Below are 16,308 nucleotides of genomic sequence, written 5' to 3' on the forward strand. Positions count from 1 at the left end.
CTTGTCTGTATCGACTTTGACTTCGGGGTGTTCTTCTCCCTGACACCGCCGCGCATCGGCACCGGAGAACGCCCATGACCAGCTTCGCAGATCTCGTCCCGTCGCCCGCCGGCCGCTTCGACGGCGTCGAGCGCCCGTATACGCCGCAAGATGTGTTGCGTCTTCGGGGTTCGGTTCCGATCACCCACACCCTGGCGGAACGCGGCGCAAACCGCCTGTGGGAGCTGCTGCACAGCGAGCCCTACGTCAACGCGCTCGGTGCGGTGACCGGCAACCAAGCCATGCAGATGGTCAAGGCGGGACTGAAGGCGATCTATCTGTCGGGCTGGCAGGTCGCCGCCGACGCCAACACCGCCGGGGCCATGTATCCCGACCAGTCGCTGTATCCGGCGAATGCGGCGCCCGAGCTGTGCCGACGCATCAACCGCACCCTGCAGCGCGCCGACCAGATCGAGCATGCGGAGGGCGGGGCGAAGCGGGACTGGTTCGCCCCTATCGTGGCCGACGCCGAGGCCGGCTTCGGCGGACCGCTGAACAGCTTCGAGATCATGAAGGCTTTCATCGAGGCGGGCGCCGCGGGCGTCCACTTCGAGGATCAGCTGGCCTCGGAGAAGAAGTGCGGCCACCTGGGCGGAAAGGTACTGATCCCCACCCAGGCGCACGAGCGCAACCTGATCGCGGCGCGTCTGGCGGCCGACGTCTGCGGCGTGGCCACCCTGACGGTGGCGCGGACCGACGCCGAGAGCGCCCAGCTGATCACCTCCGACGTCGACGAGCGGGACCACCCGTTCATCGACCGCGAGGACCGCACGCCGGAGGGCTTCTTCCGGCTGAGGAAGGGGACCGGGCTGGATCACTGCATCGCCCGCGGCCTGGCCTATGCGAAGTACGCCGATCTGCTGTGGTGGGAGACCTCCCATCCGGACCTCGACGATGCGCGCCGGTTCGCGGAGGCGATCCAGAAGGCGCACCCGGGCAAGCTGATGGCCTACAATTGCTCGCCGTCGTTCAACTGGGAAGCCAAGCTCGACAAGGACACCATCGCCCGCTTCCAGCGCGAGCTGGGGGCCATGGGCTACAAGTTCCAGTTCGTGACGCTGGCGGGCTTCCATGCCCTGAACAACTCGATGTTCGAGCTGGCCGACGGCTATCGGGACCGCGGCATGGCCGCCTACTCCGAGCTGCAGCAGCGCGAGTTCGCCAACGAGGCGCGCGGCTACACGGCCACCCGCCACCAGCGCGAGGTCGGCACCGGCTATTTCGACCAGGTCGCCACCGTCATCTCGAGCGGCCGGTCGTCGACCACCGCCCTGAAGGATTCCACCGAGGCCGCCCAGTTCGTGGCGGCGGAGTAAGGAGAAGCCCCATGGAACCGATGACCAGCAGCCAGGCCATCATCGACTTCTGCCTCGAGCCCCTGAAGGTCGACATGTCGACCGAGGCCGAGCGTGAGGTGCGCCGCCGGCTGGAGCACGTGATCAAGACCTTCCGCACCCGGCTGGCGCAGCCGGTCAGCGTCGACTTCTCGCAGATGCCCTCGCAGGTCATCAACGAGGCGGCGCACGGCTACGAGTGACGCCTCAGGCGGCGATGGAGGCCGCCGCGGCGCCGGGCAGGGTCAGCACCAGTTCGAGCAGTTCCGCCGCTTCGAACGGCTTGGCCAGATGGCGGTCCGCCCCGGCCGCTTCCGCGGCGGCGATGTGCTCGGCGAGGGCGTTGGCGGTGAGCATGACCACCGGCGTGCGCGGCTGACCCATGGCGGCCTCGTGCAGGCGAATCTCGCGGGTCGCGGTCAGGCCGTCCATGACGGGCATCTGCATGTCCATCAGGATGACATCGTAGTCTCCGGCCCGCATCGCCTCCAGCGCCTGGGCGCCATCCTCGACGGAGGTGAGATCGACCTCCGCCTGGGCGAGGATCATCTCGACCACCTTGCGGTTCACCGGGTGATCGTCCGCCATCAGAACGCGAACCGGCCGGTCGATGATCGCCGCGGAGGCGTCGGCATGAACGGGCGCGGACGGTGCAGCGGCAGGCCGCAGCGGGATGGTCAGCATGAAGGCCGAGCCGCCGCCGGGCTCGCTCTCGCAGTCGAGATCGCCGCCCATCATCTCGGCCAGCTGGCGCGAGATGGCGAGGCCGAGGCCGGAGCCTCCGAACTTGCGGGTGATGGCGCCGTCGGCCTGTTCGAACCGGCTGAACAGGCGGCTGCGGGTGTCGGCGTCGAAGCCGATGCCGGTGTCCTCGATCGAGAACCGCAGCGTCGGTCGGCCCTCGAGATCGGGCCCGGGGGCGACGGTGAGACAGACGAAGCCCTCGGAGGTGAACTTCACGGCGTTGGAGACGAGGTTGGTCAGGATCTGCTTCAGACGGACCACATCGCCTGCGATCCAACGGTCCACCGCCGGATCGATCTCAACGAAGAACTGCAGACCCTTGTCGCGGGCCGAGGCCTCGTAGAGCCGCGCGGCCTCCCGCACCGCGCGTCCCAGGTCGAAGGGCTCCTCGGCCAGCTCCAGCCGTCCGGACTCGACCCGCGCCAGGTCGAGGATATCGCTCAGCAGCACCTGGAGGGTCTGCCCCGATGACTGGATCAGCCCGAGCATCTCCTTCTGCATCGGATTGAGGTCGGTGTTGATGAGCGCTTGGGCCACCCCGATCACCCCGTTCAGCGGCGTGCGGATCTCGTGGCTCATGTTGGCGAGAAACTGGCTCTTGGCGCTGTTCGCCGCCTCAGCCGCGTCGCGGGCCTCGGCGAGGGCGCGGGCGTGGTGCTTGAGTTCGGTGATGTCGGTGCACACCGTCACGATGCCGCCAGCCGCCGTGCGCCGGTCCGAGACGCGCAGCCAGCGGTCGCCGGCGATATGCTGCTCCATGGTGCTGGCGAGGGCCGCCCGGGTGGCCATGCGCTCCGCCACCCAAGCCTCCTCGCGTCCCTTGGCGTCGGCGTACAGGCCTTCGGACAGGCCGATCTGGATGATTTCGCGGAAGGTCATGCCGGGCTGCAGGTTGGAGGACAGCTCCGGGTTCACCTCGGCGTAACGGCTGTTCCACAGGACCAGGCGGTCGTCGGCGTCGAAGAAGGCCATGCCGTCCGGCATGGCGTCGACCGCCTCGCGGATGTGCGCCAGGGCCCCGATCCGCGTCCGCCAGCCGGTCCAGGCGGCCACGCCTGCGGTGGCGAGGATGCCGAGGCTGACCAGGGCCAGCACCAGCGACATGACGTGGCTGGACACGGTCCAGCCGCCGTTGCTCACCGGCGCCGGTTCGATGGTCATGGCCGCCATCGACACGAAGTGAAGAATGAAGACGCCCGCCGCGGCCGCGGCCGCGGCAGCGATCACCCCGTGACGGCCGCGGCCCGGGAGGAAGACGGTCCCGAGGATGGCGATCGCAGCTCCGCCGCCGACGCCGAGGCCGGCCAGCGGAAGGTCCCAGATGATCTGCCCCGGCAGCTGCATGCCGGCGACGCCCAGGAAGTGCATCGCGGCGACGCCCGACAGGCAGAGCGCTGCGGCCAGACCGCGGAACACCGGTCCCTCGCGGGTCAGCCCCACCATGGTCGCGGCCGCGATGCTGACGAACACCATGGCCACCGAGGCGAGCGTCAGCCCGATGTCGTAGCGGACGCCGTCCACTTGGTAGCCCTGCATGGCGATGAAGTGGGCGGAAAAGACCGCCAGGCCGCTGAGGAGGACGCCGAGCGCGGCGCGGCCGCGGTTGATCCGGCCTTGCGGGCCCACGGCTCGCGCTATCAGGTGGGTGGCGGTGCACATGCCGAACAGACCGACGACGACCGCGGTCGCGGTCCAGCGCCAGTCATGCTGGAAGGCGATGCAGTAGAGTATGCGGTCCAACGGCAGCCCCCTTCAACCGGAGAGTATCCGGCGAAGGGGTGAACAAAGCGTGGGCGTACGTCGTCAGGCGCTGGCGGAGACCACGACAACCGCGAATTCCTCGCCCATGACCCGCACCGGATCGATCTGGCGATCTCCGCGGCGTACCTCGAAGTGCAGGTGGGGGCCGGTGGAGCGGCCGGTCGAGCCGACCAGGCCGATGCGCTCCTCGCCTTCGATGCGGTCGCCGCTGGCGACGTCCACGCGGCTGAGGTGACCGTAAAGGGTGCTCATACCGTTCGGGTGGCGGATCTCGATGAACCGGCCGTAGCCGCCGGCGTCATAGCCGGTGCGCAGGACCTCGCCTTCGGCCGCCGAATAGACGCCGGTGCCGCGCGGCGCGGCGATGTCGACGCCCTGGTGGGCCCGGGTGCGGCCGTTCAGCGTGCGCAAGCCGAAGCGCGAGTTGATGGAGTAGCCCTTCACCGGCTGGATAAAGGCGATCTTGCGGGTCACCGGCCCGGCGGGCTCGGCCACGGCGGTCAGGGGCGGCGCCTCCGGCGCGGCGACGGACTCATAGGGGATCGGTCCCTCGGAGGCGGGGACGGGGGCGAAGGCCATGGCCATGACGGCGGCGGCGGTGAAACCGGCCACCTGGCCGGAGTGAATCAGAAACGACCGGGCGGTCGGCAACAGGCGTCGCATGGGCGGCGTCGGCTCCGTGTTCGGCTCGGGCAGAGCAGGGAAGGGACGCCCGGTCCCGCCCGTTCGGCGAAACCATGCGAAGGGGAGGTGTGCGTCCCTGGAGCCAGGAACCTGATGGCGGGCCGGGGCGACTTTGGGGCAGTCGGGGGTGGCAGGTCGTCGCACCCTGGAACCGAATGCAAAAAGGGCGCGAAGCCTGCGGCCGCGCGCCCTTTCGCCAGAATCTTCCGGAGCTTACTGCAACGGCAGGGTGAAGGATATGGCGCCAACATGGCTGTCCGCGGCGTCACCGAAGCGGCCACGGTAGCCGACGGTCATGATCACGGGACCGATGTCGGCGTCGACTCCGGCCGAGGCCAGCAGCGACCCGCCGAACGGCTCTTCGAAGTCGCGCTCCAGCACTTGGGCCGGGTTGGAGGCGATGCCGACCCGCACCGGGTCGCCGCCGTCGCTGAGCGTGTCGCGATAGCCGCCCTCCACCCAGAAGCGCATGCCGTCGCCGCCGCCTTCGGCGCGAAGGCCGATCTCGGCCGAGGTTCCGCTGAGGGTGCGGTCCTCATAGCTGTACTGGGCGGCGATGCCCTGCTCGATGTAGCTGTTCACGTCGGCCGAAACGAAGCTGATCGCGGCGCGCGGCGACAGGGCGATGCCGCCCATGTCGAACCAGGTCCCCGCCTGGAGGCGCGCGCCGAAGCTGGCGCCCGAGCTCTGGCCGGAGTGGACGATGGGCGCCAGGGACGTGACCCGGGTGATGCCGTCGTAGTTGTCGATCGAGCCGCCGACCACGCCGCTGACGAACATGTCGCCCGACCGCCAGCCGCCTGCGAAGTCGACGCCGAAGCTCTGGACGTCAAAGGCCATCGGCCCCGCCTCGACCTCCGTCGTGCGGAAGCTGGCGGCGATGCCGAACCGCTTGGTGTCGGAGGTGACGTAGTCGAAGCCGACCCGTCCGCCCCAGCCGGTGGCGTCGGCCGCGGCAACCGGCCCGCGCGCGTCGGTTTCGACGCTGTCGGCGAGCAGGCCGAAGGTCATCTGCATGCCCGGCGTCCAGGCGGCGCGGCCGGACAGGCCTTCCGAGGCCAGATCCAGCAGGTCCTCGCGCTGGCGGTAGCCCGTTTCAGCCTGGACCGTCGACTGGGCCCCGAGGTCGCCATAGTACAGATAGTCGTTGGCGAGGGCGGCGATCAGCCGGTGGCCCGCGGCGGTCGGGTGGACGCCGTCCCAGTACAGGTAGCCGTCGGGATTGGCGCAGACGGTGACGCCGTTGAAACAGGCGTCCTTGACGTTGGTCAGGCCGAAGGCCCCGGGGTTCGCCGCCAGCGGATCACTGATCTTGTAGAGATCCATCAGGATGATGTTGGTGTTCGGCTGGGCCGCCGCGGTGGCCGTCATGCTGGTCAGCAGGGCGCCGTTGAAGCTCTGGCCCGCGAAATCGGCCAGCGGCGCCGCGGGGGCGCCCGGGCCCTGGTTGAATTGCGGCGTGATGCCGAGGCGCGGCAGGTTGGTCACGAGAATGGTCCCCGCCCCGGCCGTCGCGACCTGGTTGACGAGGAAGTTGATGTCGCTGACCGCGCCCAGCACGACCGGGCTCATGGCTCCCGTGGGGCTGGGAGAGGCGCCCGCCGCGGGAATGGCCTGGAAGATGTTGTTGGCGCCTCCGAGGATGCTGACCAGATCGCCGGAGCCGAAGGTTCCGCCGCCGGCGACATAGGCGGCCAGCTGGTTGCGCATGCCCGGCGGCATGGCGGCGGCGTCGGTGCGCGCGCCGCCGAAAGCGTAGTTGACGCTGCCGGTGACCGGCGCCCCGGCGGTATAGCGGCCGGCGTTGAAGCCGAGCAGTTCGGTGAACACCGGCCCGTTTGAGAACCGGCCCTGGTAGTAGGGCGGAGAGAGGGGCTGGGCCCCGCCGGTCACGGCGTAGAGGTTGCCGTTGTCGCTCAGGCTGTCGCCGAAGACGACGAGACGGTTGTAGGTCTGGGCGTTCGCGGCCGAGGCGACCGCGCCCATGGCGGCGACGGCCAGCGCGGCGGCGGCCGCGTTGCGCAGGAAACGAGACATGAAGAACCTCCCTCGGCCGTCGGTTCGCGACCGTTAAGCGTAGTCTGCGCCGGTTCGCGCCGCACGCAAGATGCCGCCGGGGAAGCTTTTCAGTACAACGTCCGGAAGCGAAGCGTTCCGGCCACACCCCTGAGCGCCTGCAGGGCGGCGGGATCGTAGTCACGGTCGACATCGACGATGACGTAGCCGGTGCGCTCGTCGGTCTTGAGGTGCTGGCCGAGGATGTTCAGCCCCGCCTCGGCCATGGTCCGGTTCAGGTCGGCCAGCACGCCGGGCTGGTTGCGGTGGATGTGCAGCAGCCGGTGCGCGCCGGCGACCTCGGCCAGCTGCACGTTGGGCAGATTGACGCAGAAGCTGGTGTCGCCGCGGTTGAGGTAGGCCAGCAGCCGCTCGGCGGCGAAGGCTCCGATGGCTTCCTGCGCCTCCTCGGTCGAGCCGCCGATGTGCGGGGTGAGGATGACGTTAGGCAGACCGCGCAGCGGGCTGTCGAACGGATCGGCGTTGGTCGCCGGCTCCTCCGGGAAGACGTCGACGGCCGCGCCGCCGAGGCGGCCGGACCGCAGCGCCGCGGCCAGGGCCTCGACATCGAGCACATGGCCGCGCGACAGGTTGAGCAGCAGGGCCCCGGGCTTCATGCGCGCCAGTTCGGCGGGGCCGAGCAGGGCCGTGTTCTCGCGGCGGCCGTCGACGTGCAGGCTGACCACGTCGGCTTCGGCCAGAAGATCGTCGAGCGAAGGCAGGCGACGGGCGTTGCCGAGCGCCAGCCTCTCGGTGAGGTCGTGGAAGACGACCCGCAAGCCCAGCGCTTCGGCCAGCACCGACAGCTGGGAGCCGATAGCGCCGTAGCCGACGATGCCGAGGGTCTTGCCGCGCAGTTCGCGAGCGCCCGACGCCGACTTGTTCCAGACGCCCCGGTGCATGGCCGCGGACTTGTCGGTCACGTCGCGGAGCAGGGCGATGGTCAGGCCGACCGCCAGCTCCACCACCGACCGGGTGTTCGAATAGGGGGCGTTGAACACCGCCACGCCGCGATCCGCCGCCGCCTCGAGGTCGATCTGGTTGGTGCCGATGCAGAAGGCGCCGACGGCGAGCAGACGGTCCGCGGCGGCGAGGACGCGATCGGTGACCAGGGTCTTTGACCGCACGCCCAGCACGTGCACGCCGCCGATGCGGGCGATCAACTCGTCCTCGCCCAGCGCGCCGGACGCCGTCTCGACCGAATAGCCTTCCGCCTCCAGCCGGGCGACCGCCGCCGGGTGGACGTTCTCCAGCAGGAGGATGCGCATCCGGCTGCGGGGATAGGACCAGCGGCCGGCGAGGCCTTCGGCGTGGAGCAGTTCATCGATCGAGGCGACCTCGGCGTCCGCGGCTTCGATCACCGGCGGGCGGCGCACGATCTCGGTGAAGGCGTAGAAGCGGTCGGCGGCGCCGGCCTGCCGGACCTCCGCATCGGTCCAGCCGTCGCCGACCATGATCAGGGGACGCGGCAGGTCGAGGCTCTCGATGGCGCGCGCCTTGCCGCCGGCCTCGGCCAACGGATTGGCGGGATCGACCCCGGTCACCCGCCCGGCCGCGTCGTAGACCAGGTCATTGGCCAGCACCCGGTCGGCCGCCACCCCCAGCCGGGCCGCCACGGGCGCGATGATCTCCCGGAAACCGCCCGAAACGATGACGATCCGGTCGGCGTGTTCGCGGAAGAAGGCGAGGTTGCGCTGCACCGACAGGGCCAGATCGTCAGCGACGCGCGCCGCGAGGGCCTCGACGTGTCGACGGTGCAGGGGCAGCAGGGCGAGGCGGCGGCCAAGGGCCTCGCCGAAGCCGATCTCCCCGGCCATGGCCGCGTCGGTGAGCCGGCCCACCTCTTCGCGGATGGCCGCGCCATCGTCGGCCCCGTCGAGGGCCAGATCGGCCAACGCCTCCAGACTCTCGATCCGCACAAGGGTCGAATCGAAATCGAAAACGAAGCTCGCCGCGTCAGCCATGGAGCGACCTTGGCCGACCTTCGCAGGCGCAGCAATGGCGCCGGGGGCTTAGTGGCGGGTCAGACCGCGCAGCTTGCTGTCCGGCCGGCGGGCGTCGAGCGCGGCCGCGCCGACAGCGGCGGCGATCGTCGCGAGAGCGAGCAGGGCGCCGCCCTCCCGGGCATGGGTGCGGGCGTAGTCGCCGGCGTCACGGGCGTAGAGTCGCGCCTTGCGGCCGTGCTTCCGCATCGCCTTGCGCGACGAATGACGGGCGTCGTGGAGGATTCGCTCCGAACGGTGACGTGCCTCGTCGCCGATCTCACCGGCGCGCTCGCCGGCCTCGTGGAGGCCGTGGCGGACCGTCTCGGCGAGATCCTCGATGCGGTCGCGCAGCGCCGCGGTGTCCACCCAGCCGCGCGGGTTCATCCGCCCGCGCAGGGTTTCGAGCCGCGTCGGCCCGGTACGCTGGTTCAGCAGCAGGGTGGCGAGGCCGACGCCGGCCAGCACGGCCACCACCCCGGCCGTGATGCCCGGATGCTTGCGCACTTCGGCAAGGGCGGAGAACTGTCTGACCATCGGATAATGAACCTCTTCGTCCAGGCCGTCCTCGGTCGGGTCGTACAGCCCGTCGTCGTACGGCTCGTAAGCGGAACGGCGGTCCCGCATCAGGCTAGGAGCGAACCGGGCGAAAAGTGGTTCCGCGACGCCGGGCAGGGCCGCATAGAAGCTGGCGATCAGCCGTCCGCCGCCGCCCACGGTGATTTCCCGGATCGGATGGCTGGCGCAGTACAGGATGGTGTCGGCGACCACGTGGGTGGCGTAGACCGGCTGCGGGTTCTGCATCGCCTGGCCGGTCAGGTTGCGGGCGTGCCGGTTGTAGGGCGTGTCGATGGCCGCCGGCTTGACCAGGCTGACGGTGATCGGGGCCTGCTCGCGCATCAGCTCCATGCGCAGGGCGTTGGTGAAGCCCTTCACCGCGTGCTTGGAGGCCGAATACACCCCCTGAACGGGAATCGGGGCGTCCGACAGGATCGAGCCGACATTGATGATCGCGCCGCCGTCCGGTCGCTCGCGCAGGTGCTCGGCGGCCACCAGCGAGCCGTTGACCACGCCCCAGTAGTTGGTCTCGAACAGGCGGCGCTGGTCCTCGAGCGTGGTCTCGCGGATAGGTCCGAAGATGGAGACGCCGGCGTTGTTCACCCAGGTGTCGAAGCCGCCGAACAGCCGGCGGCACTTTTCCGCCGCCTCCGCGAGGGCGTCGTAGTCGGCCACGTCGGCGACCGCCCAGGCCACGCGCGCGCCGGTCCCCTGCAACTCCTCGCACAGGGTTTTCAGGTCGCCCTCGCCGCGCGCGATGAGGAACACGCACGCTCCGGCCCTCGCGGCGCGACGGGCCACCGCCAGGCCGATTCCCGACGTCGCCCCCGTCACCACGATGGCCTGTTGATTCAGGGGCTTGAGGTTCGCTTTGGTCATCAAATCGCCGATTGGACAGGCTGGAATCCGAGACGTCCGGAACGGGGTCGCGACCCCGCCGGTTCCTGCTCTAGCACGCAGGCCTTACCATTCGCGAGCGGCGCGCCTATCTAGCCTCGCTCTCCGATATCGCCCCCTGAAGGATCGCTCGTGACCGATCACGCGCCCGCCGCCGCACCCATCGACAACCTCGCCGCCGCCTTCCAGATCGAGGGCTGGCCGGTGCGCGGCCGCCTGGTGCGGCTGGGCGAGGCCATCGACGCCATCCTCTCGGCCCACGCCTATCCTGAGCCGGTCGCCGGCCTGCTCGGCGAAGCCTGCGCCCTGGCGGCCCTCGTCGGCTCCAGCCTCAAGTTCGACGGGCGGCTGATCGTGCAGGCCCAGGGCGACGGACCGGTCCGCTACGTGGTGGCCGACTACGACACCGCCGGCCATCTGCGCGGCTATTGCCGGTACGATCCGGACGAGGTGGAGGCCGTGTCGCAAGGCTTCGCCCGGCCGGGGGCGAAGACCCTGCTGGGGAAGGGCGTGTTCGTCATGACCCTGGACCGCGGCCCCGACTTCGAGCGCACCCAGGGCATCACGCCCATCGAGGGCGAGAGCCTGTCGCTTGCCGCCGAGCACTATTTCGAGCAGTCGGAACAGGTGCCGACCAAGGTGCGTCTGGCGGTCGGAACCGTGAGCAGCGGTTACGGCCCCAGCTGGCGGGCCGGCGGGGCGCTGATCCAGCTGATCGCGGGCGATGCGGCCCGCGGTTCGACCGAGGACGTCTGGGACCGCTCCCGCGCCCTGTTCCAGACGCTTGGCGACGACGAGCTGGTCGATCCGACCATCTCGCCGGAGACCCTGCTGTTCCGCCTGTTCCACGAGGACGGTGTGCGGCTGGAGGACGCTCGCCCGCTGAAGGCCCAGTGCCGCTGCTCGAAAGACCGCATCGCCGCGGTGCTCACCTCGTTCAGCGAGGAGGACCGCGCCGGCATGGTCGAGGACGACGGCAAGATCCGGGTGACCTGCGAATACTGCGCCTCGGTCTACGAGCTGGAGCCGGCGGAGATCGGCGAGGGCTGAACCTCATACGAGGTGGAAGATGCTGTTCGCGAAGTTGTGCAGCAGGATCGGCAGCACCACGCTGCCCGTCTTCTCGCGGATCCACACCAGCAGCAGGGCCGGCAGGCCGGTCAGGGCCATGGCCGTGGCGTCGACGCTGAAAGCGCCGTCGGCGTAGCCCAGGGCGTGGGTGAGGCCGAAGGCGAAGGACGAGACCAGCGCCCCCCAGCCCATCGGGGCGCCGAGCACCGACAGCGGTCGGCCGAACGCTTCGTTGAGCATCACCAGCAGCACGCCCCGGTAGAACAGCTCCTCGTCGAGGCCTGGCATGGTCAGCTGGAAGGCGAGCGTGTCGACGTCCGCCGGCTCGCCGGGGAAGTAAAGGGCGAGGCCGAGGAACAGGGCGACGAGGAGGGCGGAGAGGGCCAGCGCGCCGCGCAGTCCGCTCCGGTGCTGGCGGAGGGTCACGCCGCTGCGCCGGAGGCCGAGCAGGGCGGCGACGCCGAGCGACAGGGCCACCGCCAGCGCCTTGCCCTCCCAGTTCCAGCCCGACGGGCCGAAATCTACGGGGAGGCGACCGTAGCCGCGCGTCAGCAGGGCGTCATAGGCGACCATCAGCAGCAAGGCGGCGGTGAGCCACAGCCAGCGCACCCGCCCGCGCGCCAGCGCCGCGCAGACCAGCCCCGCCGCCGCCGTGGCGCCGACCCACCCCAGCAGCACCCAGATCGCGTCCGGCATCCCTCGTTCCTCCCGCGTGTCGCCGGTCAGAGGCCGGGCGGGGAGGCGGCGGATGCGCCTTACGGCGATTTAAGGAGCCGCGGACGGTCAGTACGCCAGCGCGATCCCGTCCTTGCGCATCTCGGTCGCCGCGCCCCAGGTCCAGCGCCCGCCCGGGTTCGGCTGGCGAACCACATTCTGGTAGCCGCCGAAGCCGCCGTTGGGCGGGCCGAGCGTCCATCCCATCGCCGCCAGCTGCGCCTTCGTGGCTTCGGGGACGCCGGTCTCGAGGTGGAGGACGCCGGTTCCCTCGGCCGGCTGGCCGGTGGGTTCCGACGAGCCCTCATGCTGCCAGCGCGGCGCGTCGCCGGCCGCCTGCGGCTCCAGGCCGTAGTCGACCATGTTGATGATGATCTGGGCCTGGCCCTGCGGCTGCATGCCGCCGCCCATGACGCCGAAGGCCATCCACGGCTCTCCGTCCCTGCAGGCGAAGCCGGGGATGATGGTGTGGAAGGGCCGCTTGCCGGGGGCGTAGAGGTTTGGGCTGCCGTCCTTCAGACTGAACAGCTCGCCGCGGTCCTGGAACATGAAGCCCAGCGGCCGCTCGCCGTCGTCCGGCGCCAGCCCCGACCCCATGCCGCGGTAGTTGGACTGGATCCAGCTGACCATCATCCCGTCGCTGTCGGCGACGGAGAAGTAGGTGGTGTCGCCCTGCGTCGGGGCGTCGCCGGGGAAGACGCGGTCCATCACCCGGTCCGGGCGGATCAGGCGCGCACGTTGGGCGGCGTATTCCTTGGAGTTCAGCCATTCGACCGGGGCGGCGGCGAACCTCTGGTCGGCGAAGAAGCGGGCGCGGTCCTCGAAGGCCAGCCGCTTGGCCTCGGCCTGGTGGTGGATCGAGGCGGCCGACTGGAAGCCCATGCCGGCGAGGTCGAACTGTTCGCAGACGTTGAGGATCTGGTTGGTCGACAGGCCCTGGGTGTTCGGCCCCAGGCCGTAGACCTCGACCCCGCGATAGGTGGTGCGGATCGGCTCGACCCACTCGGAGCGATGCGCGGCGAGGTCGGCGCGGGTCATCCAGCCGCCGATGCGGCGGAAGTAGCGCTCGATCGCCTCGGCGACGGGGCCGTCGTAGAAGGCGTCGCGCCCGCCCTCGGCGATCAGGCGCAGGGTGCGGCCGAGGAAGGGATTGGCGAACATCTCGCCCACGCCCGGCACGCGGCCGCCGGGAGCATAGACGGTCTTGCGGTTGTCGTTCTCCTCGATCAGCCGGGACGACCGGTCGAAGATCGTCATGTTGCGCTCGAGGTAGTAGGCGATCACCTGCGGCACCGGCACGCCCTGCTCGCACAGCTCGGCCACCGGCAGCAGAACGTCGCGCCACGGCAGCTTGCCGTAGCGCTGGTGGGCGCTCCACCAGGCGTCGACCGTGCCGGGCACGTTGACGGTGACGGCGCCGTAGGAGGGCAGGTATCCCTCGTCGTTGGCGCGCGACCGGGCCGTCTCCAGCGACAGGCCGCGCGGGCTGTTCCCGGAGCCGTTGAGGCCGACGACCTTCCGCTGCGCCGGGTCCCACAGCATGCAGAAGGCGTCGCCGCCGATGCCGTTGGCGACCGGCTCGAGGAAGCCCAGCGCGGCGTTGATGGCGATGGCGGCGTCGACGGCCGAGCCGCCGCGCCGCAGGGTGTCGATGCCGATCAGGGTCGCGGCCGGATGCGCCGTCGCCGCAGCCCCGTTGGCGCCCCAGACCGTCGAGCGCCCGGCGAAGGGCGCGCCGGTGATCCGGTCGCCGGGGCCGACGCTGGCGAAAGGCTCCGGCTGTCGCGCCGGGGCCGGCGCGGCCTCGGTGGGCCGGCCAGGCGAGGGCGGCGTGACCTGGGCCGATGCCGATGACGCGCCGGCGATCAGCGCCCCGGCGGGCAGGGTCGACAGGAAGGTGCGACGGCGCATGGACGGTCTCCTCTGGACGGCGGAGCCGACCCTAACCGGTTGCGGCCGCGTGTGAAGCGCCGGGGAAGCTGCGCTGCGGTGGTCACAGGCGCTGCTTGCGCCGGATCCCCCGAACCGATGCGATGCGAACCGGGCCCGAGGCGCCGGCCCCGCTCCGCGGCTGAGGCGTGAGGTTAGCCCCCGAGGTCGAGCGAATACCCCGCCGAGCGCACCGTCCGGATCGGGTTGACCGTGCCCTCGACGTTCAGGGCCTTGCGCAGGCGGCCGACGTGCACGTCGACCGTGCGGGCCTCGACGTAGACGTCCGATCCCCAGACGGCGTCGAGCAGCTGTTCGCGGCTGAACACCCGGCCGGGATGCTGCATGAAGTGGTCCAGCAGGCGGAACTCGGTCGGTCCGAGGTGGATCTCCAGCCCGGCGCGGCGGACCCGGTGGGCGACGCGGTCGATGACGATGTCGCCATGGCTGATGCGGTCGTCGGCCAGGCCCGGGCGGATGCGGCGCAGGACCGCGCGGATGCGCGCGGTCAGCTCGGTCATCGAGAAGGGCTTGGTCAGGTAGTCGTCGGCCCCGGTGTCGAGCCCGCGCACGCGGTCGCTCTCCTCGCCGCGGGCGGTCAGCATGATGATCGGCAGGTTGCGGGTCTCGGCCTTGCCGCGGACGCGGCGGCAGACCTCGATGCCCGACAGCTTGGGCAGCATCCAGTCGAGCAGCACGAGATCCGGCAGGCGCTCGTCGATCTGCAGCATGCCCTCCTCGCCGTCCGAAGCCACCACCACGTGGTAGCCCTCCTTCTCCAGATTGTAGGACAGCAGCGTCGCCAGCGCGTCCTCGTCTTCCATCACCAGAACATAGGGCTGCACGTCGAACTCTCCGGGCTTCAGGCGGACGTGGTTTCGGGCGAGGCGGGTTCGGCCGGATCGGGCGTCCAGCGCGGCCGTTCGCCGGTGAACTCCAGTCCGGTGATCTCGTAGTGGATGGTCTCGGCGATGTTGGTGGCGTGGTCGCCGATCCGCTCGAGGTTCTTAGCCATGAACAGCAGGTGGGTGCAGGCCCCGATCGTGCGGGGGTCGCCCATCATGTAGGTCAGCAGTTCGCGGAACAGGGCGTTGTAGTGTTCGTCGACCTCGTCGTCGGTGTTCCACACCGAGATGGCGCGCTCGACCTCGGCGGCGGCGTAGGCGTCCAGCACGTCGCGCAGGCGGGTCGAGACCAGCTTGCCCATGCGCTCGATGGAGCGGGTCAGGGGCTGCATCGGCTCGCCCTCGGCGAGGATCAGCGCCCGCTTGGCGATGTTCTTGGCCAGATCGCCGGTGCGCTCCAGGTCGGTGGCCAGCTTCATCGAGGCCAGGGTCCTGCGCAGGTCCGAGGCGACAGGCTGGCGCAGGGCGATCAGGCGGATGGCCTTCTTTTCGATCTCGCGGTGCAGCCCGTCCAGCCGCGCGTCGCGCTCGACGACCGCCCGGGCGAGGGCGACGTCGCGGCGGGCGACCGACTCGACGGCGTCGGCGACCTGGGCCTCGGCCAGGCCGCCCATGCGCGCCACTTCGGCGGTGAGCTGGTTCAGCTCGTCCCCGTAGGCCTTGACGGTGTGCTGGGTCATGGCGGCGGTCCTAGCCGAAGCGGCCGGTGATGTAGTCGAGCGTGCGGCGCTCGCGCGGGTTGGTGAAGATGTCTTCCGTGTCGCCGGTCTCGACGAGGCGACCGAGGTGGAAGAAGGCCGTGCGCTGGCTGACACGGGCGGCCTGGGCCATGGAGTGGGTGACGATGACGATGCAGTAGCGCTCGCGCAGCTCGTCGATCAGTTCCTCGATCTTGGCGGTGGCGATCGGATCGAGCGCCGAGCAGGGCTCGTCCATCAGGATGACCTCCGGCTCGACCGCGATGGCGCGGGCGATGACGAGGCGCTGCTGCTGGCCGCCCGACAGGCCCGTTCCGGGCGAATGCAGGCGGTCGGCGACCTCCTCCCACAGGCCGGCCCGCTTCAGCGAGGCCTGGACGATGTCGTCCAGCTCGCCCTTCGAGGTCGCCAGGCCGTGGATGCGCGGGCCGTAGGCGACGTTCTCGTAGATCGACTTGGGGAAGGGGTTCGGCTTCTGGAAGACCATGCCGACGCGCGCCCGCAGCAGCACCGGGTCGACCGACTTCGCATTGATGTCCTCGCCGTCCATCTCGATACGGCCGGTTACGCGCGCGTGCGGGATGGTGTCGTTCATGCGGTTCATGGTCCGCAGGAAGGTGGACTTGCCGCAGCCGGACGGGCCGATCAGGGCGGTCACGGTCTTGTCCGGGATGTCCAGCGAGACGTCGTAGAGCGCCTGCTTGTCGCCATAGAAGACCGAGACGTCGCGGGCGCAGATCTTGGTCGCGCCGACGGGGCCGCCGGCGCCGACGGCCGGCTTGGGGGCAGGCGCGAGAGGCGTGGCGGCGGCGTCGCGCTGCCGCTCCGCAGCGGCGTCGGCGGCGGGCAGGACCTGGCCGCCCATGCGCGGCGCGTCGGTGGGGTCGGCGGGGCCGCCGTTGCGGCCTTCCGGGGCGCGGAAAAGCTTGAACTTCAT

13 protein-coding genes are annotated in these 16,308 nt (G+C 70.5%); 3 read left to right on the forward strand and 10 right to left on the reverse strand.

Going from position 1 to position 16,308, the window contains the following annotated elements; all coding sequences use genetic code 11:
- The first annotated feature begins 74 nt into the window (after positions 1 to 74).
- Positions 75 to 1,355, forward strand: a complete 1,281-nt coding sequence (aceA, locus tag BM333_RS11700) for an isocitrate lyase (RefSeq protein WP_092311692.1) — start codon at positions 75 to 77, stop codon at positions 1,353 to 1,355.
- An 11-nt stretch (positions 1,356 to 1,366) separates the two neighbouring features.
- Positions 1,367 to 1,576 carry a hypothetical protein gene (locus BM333_RS11705; RefSeq protein ID WP_092311695.1) on the forward strand — a complete coding sequence of 70 codons (210 nt, stop codon included), beginning with the start codon at positions 1,367 to 1,369 and terminating at the stop codon, positions 1,574 to 1,576.
- 4 nt (positions 1,577 to 1,580) lie between these two features.
- Here the strand turns inward: BM333_RS11705 and BM333_RS11710 are convergent, their stop codons facing one another.
- The 5 genes from BM333_RS11710 to BM333_RS11730 all read right to left on the reverse strand — a co-directional run bounded on the left by BM333_RS11710 (position 1,581) and on the right by BM333_RS11730 (position 10,036).
- Entirely contained in the window at positions 1,581 to 3,857 is a 2,277-nt protein-coding gene (locus BM333_RS11710) for an ATP-binding protein (RefSeq protein WP_245777254.1), read from the reverse strand.
- 63 nt (positions 3,858 to 3,920) lie between these two features.
- Positions 3,921 to 4,541 carry a M23 family metallopeptidase gene (locus BM333_RS11715; RefSeq protein WP_092311698.1) on the reverse strand — a complete coding sequence of 207 codons (621 nt, stop codon included), beginning with the start codon at positions 4,539 to 4,541 and terminating at the stop codon, positions 3,921 to 3,923.
- 234 nt (positions 4,542 to 4,775) lie between these two features.
- Positions 4,776 to 6,599, reverse strand: coding sequence for an autotransporter domain-containing protein (locus BM333_RS11720; RefSeq protein WP_092311701.1), 1,824 nt, complete (start codon positions 6,597 to 6,599; stop codon positions 4,776 to 4,778).
- A gap of 89 nt (positions 6,600 to 6,688) precedes the next feature.
- Positions 6,689 to 8,581 carry a phosphoglycerate dehydrogenase gene (gene serA, locus BM333_RS11725; protein ID WP_092311705.1) on the reverse strand — a complete coding sequence of 631 codons (1,893 nt, stop codon included), beginning with the start codon at positions 8,579 to 8,581 and terminating at the stop codon, positions 6,689 to 6,691.
- A 48-nt stretch (positions 8,582 to 8,629) separates the two neighbouring features.
- A complete protein-coding gene (locus BM333_RS11730) occupies positions 8,630 to 10,036 on the reverse strand; it encodes an SDR family oxidoreductase (protein WP_092311708.1) in 1,407 nt (468 codons plus the stop codon).
- A 150-nt stretch (positions 10,037 to 10,186) separates the two neighbouring features.
- On the opposite strand from BM333_RS11730, the gene BM333_RS11735 reads away from it, so the two are divergent.
- The gene (locus BM333_RS11735; RefSeq protein ID WP_092311712.1) at positions 10,187 to 11,104 is read left to right on the forward strand and encodes an Hsp33 family molecular chaperone; all 918 of its coding nucleotides are present in this window, start codon (positions 10,187 to 10,189) and stop codon (positions 11,102 to 11,104) included.
- 3 nt (positions 11,105 to 11,107) lie between these two features.
- On the opposite strand, the gene BM333_RS11740 is transcribed toward BM333_RS11735, so the two are convergent.
- From BM333_RS11740 to pstB, 5 genes are all read right to left on the reverse strand, one after another.
- Positions 11,108 to 11,821, reverse strand: a complete 714-nt coding sequence (locus BM333_RS11740; RefSeq protein ID WP_092311715.1) for a CPBP family intramembrane glutamic endopeptidase, BDIM_20840 family — start codon at positions 11,819 to 11,821, stop codon at positions 11,108 to 11,110.
- 87 nt (positions 11,822 to 11,908) lie between these two features.
- Entirely contained in the window at positions 11,909 to 13,750 is a 1,842-nt protein-coding gene (locus BM333_RS11745; protein WP_092311718.1) for a gamma-glutamyltransferase family protein, read from the reverse strand.
- Between the two features lie 173 nt (positions 13,751 to 13,923).
- Complete coding sequence (gene phoB / locus BM333_RS11750; protein WP_092311721.1) at positions 13,924 to 14,613, reverse strand: phosphate regulon transcriptional regulator PhoB; 690 nt, start codon at positions 14,611 to 14,613, stop codon at positions 13,924 to 13,926.
- A gap of 17 nt (positions 14,614 to 14,630) precedes the next feature.
- Positions 14,631 to 15,353, reverse strand: coding sequence for a phosphate signaling complex protein PhoU (gene phoU, locus BM333_RS11755; RefSeq protein ID WP_092311725.1), 723 nt, complete (start codon positions 15,351 to 15,353; stop codon positions 14,631 to 14,633).
- Between the two features lie 10 nt (positions 15,354 to 15,363).
- On the reverse strand, positions 15,364 to 16,308 hold the full coding sequence (pstB, locus tag BM333_RS11760) for a phosphate ABC transporter ATP-binding protein PstB (protein WP_092311729.1): 945 nt from the start codon (positions 16,306 to 16,308) through the stop codon (positions 15,364 to 15,366).

Origin of the sequence: Brevundimonas viscosa, assembly GCF_900116065.1 — a bacterium.
In the GTDB taxonomy this organism is placed as follows: Bacteria; Pseudomonadota; Alphaproteobacteria; order Caulobacterales; family Caulobacteraceae; genus Brevundimonas; species Brevundimonas viscosa.

Coding starts and splice junctions, on each gene's coding strand:
- aceA (WP_092311692.1), top strand. CDS start 75: ATGACCAGCTTCGCAGATCTCGTCCCGTCGCCCGCCGGCCGCTTCGAC.
- BM333_RS11705 (WP_092311695.1), top strand. CDS start 1,367: ATGGAACCGATGACCAGCAGCCAGGCCATCATCGACTTCTGCCTCGAG.
- BM333_RS11715 (WP_092311698.1), bottom strand. CDS start 4,541: ATGCGACGCCTGTTGCCGACCGCCCGGTCGTTTCTGATTCACTCCGGC.
- BM333_RS11720 (WP_092311701.1), bottom strand. CDS start 6,599: ATGTCTCGTTTCCTGCGCAACGCGGCCGCCGCCGCGCTGGCCGTCGCC.
- serA (WP_092311705.1), bottom strand. CDS start 8,581: ATGGCTGACGCGGCGAGCTTCGTTTTCGATTTCGATTCGACCCTTGTG.
- BM333_RS11730 (WP_092311708.1), bottom strand. CDS start 10,036: ATGACCAAAGCGAACCTCAAGCCCCTGAATCAACAGGCCATCGTGGTG.
- BM333_RS11740 (WP_092311715.1), bottom strand. CDS start 11,821: ATGCCGGACGCGATCTGGGTGCTGCTGGGGTGGGTCGGCGCCACGGCG.
- BM333_RS11745 (WP_092311718.1), bottom strand. CDS start 13,750: ATGCGCCGTCGCACCTTCCTGTCGACCCTGCCCGCCGGGGCGCTGATC.
- phoU (WP_092311725.1), bottom strand. CDS start 15,353: ATGACCCAGCACACCGTCAAGGCCTACGGGGACGAGCTGAACCAGCTC.
- pstB (WP_092311729.1), bottom strand. CDS start 16,308: ATGAAGTTCAAGCTTTTCCGCGCCCCGGAAGGCCGCAACGGCGGCCCC.